The organism is Vibrio sp. 10N.222.55.B11 (assembly GCF_041473705.1).
Taxonomy (GTDB): domain Bacteria; phylum Pseudomonadota; class Gammaproteobacteria; order Enterobacterales; family Vibrionaceae; genus Vibrio; species Vibrio crassostreae_C.
In genome coordinates, this window is the sequence record NZ_JBFRST010000086.1 from 1006 (window position 1) to 7405 (window position 6400).

The window sequence follows — 6400 nt, forward strand, 5'->3', positions numbered from 1 at the left end:
TGCTACAGCCCTATCCCTAAGTCATTGCAACTGAACGGTTGGAAATATTAATCTCAGCACAGGATATCCATCGAGAGTGAATGTAATTTCAGGTATAAGGCCAGTACGAGAGAGTAGGAACGGGTTAAATGTCTTTATTCTAGACTAGGTATTCATTGGCCGCTGCTTGGGCACAAAAACGTTCCTTTAACCCCTTATATAGCCCAAGAAAGTATCCTCTTAAAATGGTAGCGATCGTATTGGTACGCTGCTATTTGTTCTAATGAATCATTAGAGTAGTAGCTCTAGCTCATTTCTGCCCCAAAACAAGTTACGAAGCATTCAGAGAGCTTTTTGCTAACCTGGCGTTTGACCTACTTTTTCTTATGCTACAAAGAATCAAGGTCATTGAAGGCTAACCACCTTGTTATCTAAATGAAGTATACAACTAATGTTCATTGCTCACTTTTGTCTCTTAGCTTATTACGCCATTTTGAAGGTGTTGTACCATAGAACGTTTTGAACTGCCTGATGAAATGAGTTGTGTCTTGCCACCCAATTTCCGTAGTAATCTGTTCAACCGACATATTTGAGTATTGTAGAAGCTGCGCTGCTTTGGCTAGACGCGCTGAAGTGATCCACATACCGACAGTAAAACCTGTTTCTGACTTTACAACTGATGCGACATGGGGAGATGTGCGTCCTACAGCAGACGCAACGTCACTTAAGGATATAGGAGTAAGGCTGTATTTTTGAATATAATGTAGTGCTTTTCCGACTAATGGCGACTTGGTGATCTTATTGTCTATTGCAGTCGTCGCACGAACGACTTCTGCTAATATCAATACAATCAGGCTCCGGTGAACATCATTACTTATCGTTGTTTCAATACTGGTTTCTTGTTTTAAGGCTTCAAACCAAGAAGTTATACGTTGTTGAGCTAGTTCACCTAAATGAGCCACAGGAGCGCCTCCTGAACGAACCTCTGCGAAGGGGCGCATTATCTCTTGCGTTTCGTTCAAACCATAGCTTTCAGCAGAGAAACCAAGTAGCCAATAGTCTAAATTACAACCCGCGACAGAACGATATGGCACTCCGAAAGGGACAATCGTAATGCTGCCAGTAACAGATTGAGTAGTGTAGCTTTGCTCCATTTTAAATGAGCCTTTTGTAGTAAAGAGCAAACCATAGTCTGGATTTACTGACACGGTTGAGTTTTCACTGTTTACGCCTTGCTCATGGATTACATAGCAGGGTGGCAATGGTGTTTTTGGAAGCATGGATAACAACTTACCGTTTTTTACACAATCTTAATATCAGCCGATAATATCTCAATCTGTGCACTCAAACAACGCAGCGTCTTTGTATATATTAACCACACACAACCCAAGTAGCTCAAATAACTAAAAGAGATTCAGGTGATAATATTTTTGGCTTACACAACTAGAGGAAAGAAATAATGACTAAGACTTTAGCTTTGTGGGAGAAGCAGGATAAACACAAAGGTGATCGCTGGGAGCTGTTTAAGGCGATCAGTGCTTATATGACTCCTCGAAAAACACTCTATCCTGGTAGTTATGTGGACATTTCACCGTCATTCGTTTTTAACGAAGTCACATATGTGGATCTTGATAAACGTGCTTCAAATTTTTTTGCTGATGAATGTACTGTTAAACAGATAATTTTTGAGCACAAAGGGAACTCAGACTCAAATATACAGTTTATTCATGGTGATTATCGCTCACTGGAGTTAAACGAAGTTGAATTCGACTTACTAATATCTCTTTATGCAGGCTTTATTTCAGAACCGTGCGGGGAGCTTTTAAGAATAGGTGGGATCTTACTTGTTAACGCTAGCCATGGAGATGCAGCTTTAGCGGCTTTAGACCCAAGATTTAAGTTGATTGCTGTCGTTCTAAGAGACGATGGAGTGTATGAGGTCAACGACGAAAATCTTAAGGACTATATGAAGCCCAAGAGGCCTGAAATCATGACACGAGAAAATATATTAGCATCTGGTCGTGCGATCCCATATACAAAATCACCATTTGCATATTTGTTTAAAAGAGTAATTTAGTAATACAGGAAATCACATGAGTTACAACGAATTAAACGACGGGGTCTGCATGAATTATTATCACGATGTTAACAATGCGAAGGCATATACTGAAATGTGTGACGGATATAATGCTGCTGAGCAATTGCATATGCTCTCAAAGGTTCTTTCTCCTGAGGATTCTGTTTTAGAGTTAGGCTCGGGGCCTGGTAATGATCTTGAAATTCTCGCTCAGAAATTTCGAGTTACAGGCTCTGATTATTCACCAGCTTTCGTGAATACTCTCAATAAACGGCTACCAGATGTACTTAGCTTAATACTTGATGCAGTAAAAATTGAAACAGAAGCTAGGTATAATGCAGTATATTCCAATAAAGTAATGCATCATTTAAGTTATACTGAATTGCGCCAATCTTTCCGCCGTCAAGCTGAGCTGCTTTTACCTGGAGGTTTCGTTTTCCATTTAGTCTGGCAGAAAATTCAAGCGCCTGAGACAACTCATGGTCTATTGTTTCATCCGAGAAGTTTAGCCAAGATGAAAGAAGCAATAGGGCAAGAGTTTAACGTGGTTGAAGCAAAGGTTTTTAGCGAGTTCGAAGATGGGGATTCTCTTGCTATTCTCGCACGCAAAGTATTTTAGTCGTAGTAGTGATTGATCTGTAGTGGGTTAATGGGCTTTGTCAGCTATTTGTAGGTGACTCGCGTGATTTGGAATAGAAGGTTTTCTATGTCGTCGTAACACAAAATTGTCCAAAGCCTTCCTAGGCTGAATTTTTACCCGTGGTACGTTCTACCTCAGAAATGCCCCTTTATTAGTCAGAGAAGGTTTCATTCACATTGTTTTATGTCGAATTTGCCATATAAATAGTTACCCGAAGATGTGTGAGCACCGAGTTAAGTGGTGAGCGCAAATCAGATTGTTGCCAAATAGTAATTACAGGGGTTAAGCCACATTTTGCATATAAATCAATTGAGTTTCAATTAGTTGAGCATTAGGGTAACCGGTGAATATTTACAGTGTGCATGGATAATAAATGAAAACCTATCAAGTAAATGACGTGTTTACACCCGCTTCCCCCGCAAAAGTCAACTTTATTGAGCGTAAGCTAATTAACACTAGAATAGTTCGCGCCTTGCAAACTAAGGGAAAGCAGGTAGTTATCTATGGGCATTCAGGCTCTGGAAAAACCTCTTTAATTGAGAATAAACTCAAGCAAGTTTACAGCTCACATATTAAAACGAACTGCATGAAAGGTATGACATTTGAAAGTGTTATGCTCGACGCATTTGATCAGCTTTGTCCTTATTATTTGGATGAATCGGTCGAAGCTGAAAAAAACAGTGTTAAAGGCGGCATTGTCGCAAACATTAAATTGATTAAAGTTCAGCTAAGTGGTTCTAGTGAAAGCTCGGCTCAGACAAAAACAAAGCGTGTCTTACCTCCCCAACTGACAGGTTCAAGTTTGGCTAAGATGATCGGTGAAGCTGGTTTGTGTTGGGTTTTAGAAGACTTTCACAAAATAAAAGAGTCTGACAAAGAACAACTTTCTCAGCTAATGAAAGTGTTTATGGATCATTCAGATCTTTACCCTGATTTGAAGATTATTGCAGTAGGTGCGGTAAATACTGCTCGCCAAGTCGTCCAGTATGACTCAGAAATGCGCCGTCGTGTTTCGGAGTTGAAAGTACCGTTGATGACTGAAGCTGAGATTCACAAGATAATTGAGCAGGGCTGTAACCTTTTAAACATAACGGTTGATGATGATATCTATGATGAAGTTTGGGAACATTCCAATGGAGTAGCATCGATTTGTCACCAACTTTGCCAGTTGATGTGCGAATCCGAAGGCTTAAATGAAACTAATACGCTAGGTCGTAAAGATGACTATGTTCTGGATTTCTCTCATATGAAGTATGCGCAACGCGAATACTTAGAAATTGAATCCGATACGATTAAACGTGCATTTGATAACGCTTTCAAAGTAAAAAATTCGCAAGAGGTGTTATACATTATGGCCAAAATGGATACGTATGACTCTGATATATCGAAGATATACTCTGCATCGGTGCATAATGAATACTCATTGAAAGAACCGCAGATAATAAAAACATTGGACTCATTATGTAACGAGGAGTTTGGTGAGTTGTTAAAATTTGATGAGGATTCACATAACTACAGCTTTTCTGATCCTTTTTATAAAACGTTCGCGCAATTTCTTATTAACGAGAGTCAAGATGCGCAAACATCGAAGAAGCGAATGTCAGATACTGAGCGCCAGCAATTACTTAACCAAGCATTTAACTCCTTGGTTGGCACCTACCAAGATGCCCCAAGCACTGCAAGTATCCCATCATCTGGTACTTCACAAACAACATCTTCCTCACAAGAGGATGACATTTCATATGATGTAGATAAAGATGTTTTAATAGCGACTAAAGAAATTCGAAAGTTCAAACGCAGTGAGAACGTTGTTGAATGACTGTGTGATCTAAGAGAACTATAAACCTAATGCAGATCTATTAAGTAAAATGTTAACGATTCTGTGTTAGGTCTATAAATGTCGACACTTAGAGGCTTTTGACTGATGATATTCACGACACCTGACCTAATCCGTTTTTCACTAAATTAGCAGAACCGCTGACACGTTTTTGTCCAGAACCTTCATAGGTTGAATTTTTACCCGTGGCACTTTCTAGCTCAAAAGTGCCTAATTCCGTGCTTCGAGAGTCAAGGAAGTGAACTATTTAACTCAATTAAATCATTTACGTCGTCCACTCATATTTTTCTTGAACGATCAGTTGATTCGCTTTTAGTGCATTATACCTGTTCTTTATTTTATGGATTCTTGCTATGTCACGAAGTCAACGCCTCCTAGATTTACTCCAACTTCTTCGACGCTATAAATATCCAGTCTCAGCTGAGGGTCTAGCAAATAAGCTAGATGTTAGTGTAAGAACAATCTATCGAGATATAGCAACTTTGCAATCGCAAGGCGCAGAGATCGAGGGGGAAGCTGGGCTTGGTTACATTTTAAAACCGAGCTTCGATTTGCCACCGATGATGTTTAGCTTAGAAGAGCTTGAAGCCCTTAAGTTAGGAGTTGAATGGGTGGTAAAGCAAGCAAACGGAGAATTTAACGAAGCTGCCATTGATGCACTTGCTAAGATTTCAGCTGTGTTGCCTTCTGATCATGAAGCTAAGCATACTGAGAGCGTCATCAGAGTTGCTTCAATTATCAAAGCACCAAAGGTGATGGTTAAGCTGGCTGAGTTAAAAGCAACGATAAAAAAAGAGCATAAAGCAGAAATTCTTTACGAAGACGCTAAAGGTGCTATCAGCAAGAGGGTTGTGTGGCCAATACTTATAGGTATGTTTGAGCAACACAATATCTTGGTTGCATGGTGCGAAACACGGAACGATTACCGTAATTTTAGACTTGATAGAATTCAATCATTTTTACAACTTGAGCCTAAATACGAGCGTTCTCGTCATACTTTACTAACTGAATGGGAAGCTTTGGAGGGCATCGGACAAAAGTACTTTCGTTACTGACAAAAACTGTCAGTACTTGTGGTTACACTTAGTTCATCCATTTCGAAAATGAAGATTTACAACCATGTTAACTATTGATTCTATTGTTCTTTATGTTGAAAACATCCAACTCAGCATGACCTTTTATAAGAAAGTCTTTGAGTGTGAACCTAAGCTTTTATCGCCAACCTTTGCGGTAGTCGAGTTTGCTGAAAACGTAAAAATCACTCTAAAACAAACTGATACACTTACGCCAAGTAGTTTAGTTCGAGGTGGCGGGACTGAACTTTCTGTCCCTGCAATTAACAGCACCGAGTTAGATACCTTATTTGAAAAATGGAAAGAGCAAGGAGTGAATTTTGCTCAAGAGTCCGAAGAGTCTGTATATGGTATCAATTTTGTTGCGTTAGACCCTGATGGGCATCGATTGCGAGTGTTTGCTTAACGTTACCTTGTTTTTCTTAAAAGCCAACATCACTGCTGGTTCATCTAAGTCCAGAACCTTCATAGGTCGAATTTTTACCCGTGGCACTTTCTAGCTCAAAAGTGTCGGGTGGACGACACTTGTTACCAAGTGCCGTCTCCCTAAGAACCCAGCGTGCAACTTTCACTGCACTAGGCTCAAGCCTCCACGAAGGCATCGTTTGATACCCAGCAACTTATAAAGCAGTCGAAGCAGGTTCGTTCCAAGAGTTACGAGCTAGCCTTTTAGATTTTCTCTTTACCAAGTATTCTTGGTAAAGAGGGTCAAAGGGTGTCGCTGCACTTCGGATTTTCACATGCCTTTCTATTGGCACTTTGGCTATTTGGAATAGATTGAACTGGCAATCCAT

6 protein-coding genes and 1 pseudogene are annotated in these 6400 nt (G+C 39.9%); 5 read left to right on the plus strand and 2 right to left on the minus strand.

Annotated elements, in window-relative coordinates; genetic code table 11:
* Positions 1–434 precede the first annotated feature (434 nt).
* Positions 435–1259, minus strand: coding sequence for an AraC family transcriptional regulator (locus AB4503_RS23725; RefSeq protein WP_017100452.1), 825 nt, complete (start codon positions 1257–1259; stop codon positions 435–437).
* Between the two features lie 179 nt (positions 1260–1438).
* Here AB4503_RS23725 and AB4503_RS23730 point away from each other — a divergent pair, with 179 nt between their 5' ends.
* The 5 genes from AB4503_RS23730 (at position 1439) to AB4503_RS23750 (ending at position 6012) form a co-directional block, all read left to right on the plus strand.
* A complete protein-coding gene (locus tag AB4503_RS23730) occupies positions 1439–2056 on the plus strand; it encodes a hypothetical protein (protein WP_017053543.1) in 618 nt (205 codons plus the stop codon).
* 16 nt (positions 2057–2072) lie between these two features.
* Positions 2073–2675, plus strand: a complete 603-nt coding sequence (locus AB4503_RS23735) for a trans-aconitate 2-methyltransferase (protein WP_017100450.1) — start codon at positions 2073–2075, stop codon at positions 2673–2675.
* Positions 2676–3069: 394 nt separating this feature from the next.
* Positions 3070–4515 (plus strand): ATP-binding protein, encoded by a 1446-nt coding sequence (locus AB4503_RS23740; RefSeq protein ID WP_372115809.1) that lies wholly within the window; start codon positions 3070–3072, stop codon positions 4513–4515.
* Positions 4516–4886: 371 nt separating this feature from the next.
* Positions 4887–5588: a YafY family protein gene (locus tag AB4503_RS23745; RefSeq protein ID WP_102579944.1), complete on the plus strand. Its 702-nt coding sequence runs from the start codon at positions 4887–4889 to the stop codon at positions 5586–5588.
* 64 nt (positions 5589–5652) lie between these two features.
* Complete coding sequence (locus AB4503_RS23750) at positions 5653–6012, plus strand: VOC family protein (RefSeq protein ID WP_016767836.1); 360 nt, start codon at positions 5653–5655, stop codon at positions 6010–6012.
* A gap of 214 nt (positions 6013–6226) precedes the next feature.
* On the opposite strand, the pseudogene AB4503_RS23755 reads toward AB4503_RS23750, so the two are convergent.
* Positions 6227–6400 (minus strand): annotated as a pseudogene (locus AB4503_RS23755) (group II intron reverse transcriptase/maturase); the annotation flags it as partial.

Coding starts and splice junctions, on each gene's coding strand:
- AB4503_RS23730 (WP_017053543.1), top strand. CDS start 1,439: ATGACTAAGACTTTAGCTTTGTGGGAGAAGCAGGATAAACACAAAGGT.
- AB4503_RS23750 (WP_016767836.1), top strand. CDS start 5,653: ATGTTAACTATTGATTCTATTGTTCTTTATGTTGAAAACATCCAACTC.
- AB4503_RS23725 (WP_017100452.1), bottom strand. CDS start 1,259: ATGCTTCCAAAAACACCATTGCCACCCTGCTATGTAATCCATGAGCAA.
- AB4503_RS23740 (WP_372115809.1), top strand. CDS start 3,070: ATGAAAACCTATCAAGTAAATGACGTGTTTACACCCGCTTCCCCCGCA.
- AB4503_RS23735 (WP_017100450.1), top strand. CDS start 2,073: ATGAGTTACAACGAATTAAACGACGGGGTCTGCATGAATTATTATCAC.
- AB4503_RS23745 (WP_102579944.1), top strand. CDS start 4,887: ATGTCACGAAGTCAACGCCTCCTAGATTTACTCCAACTTCTTCGACGC.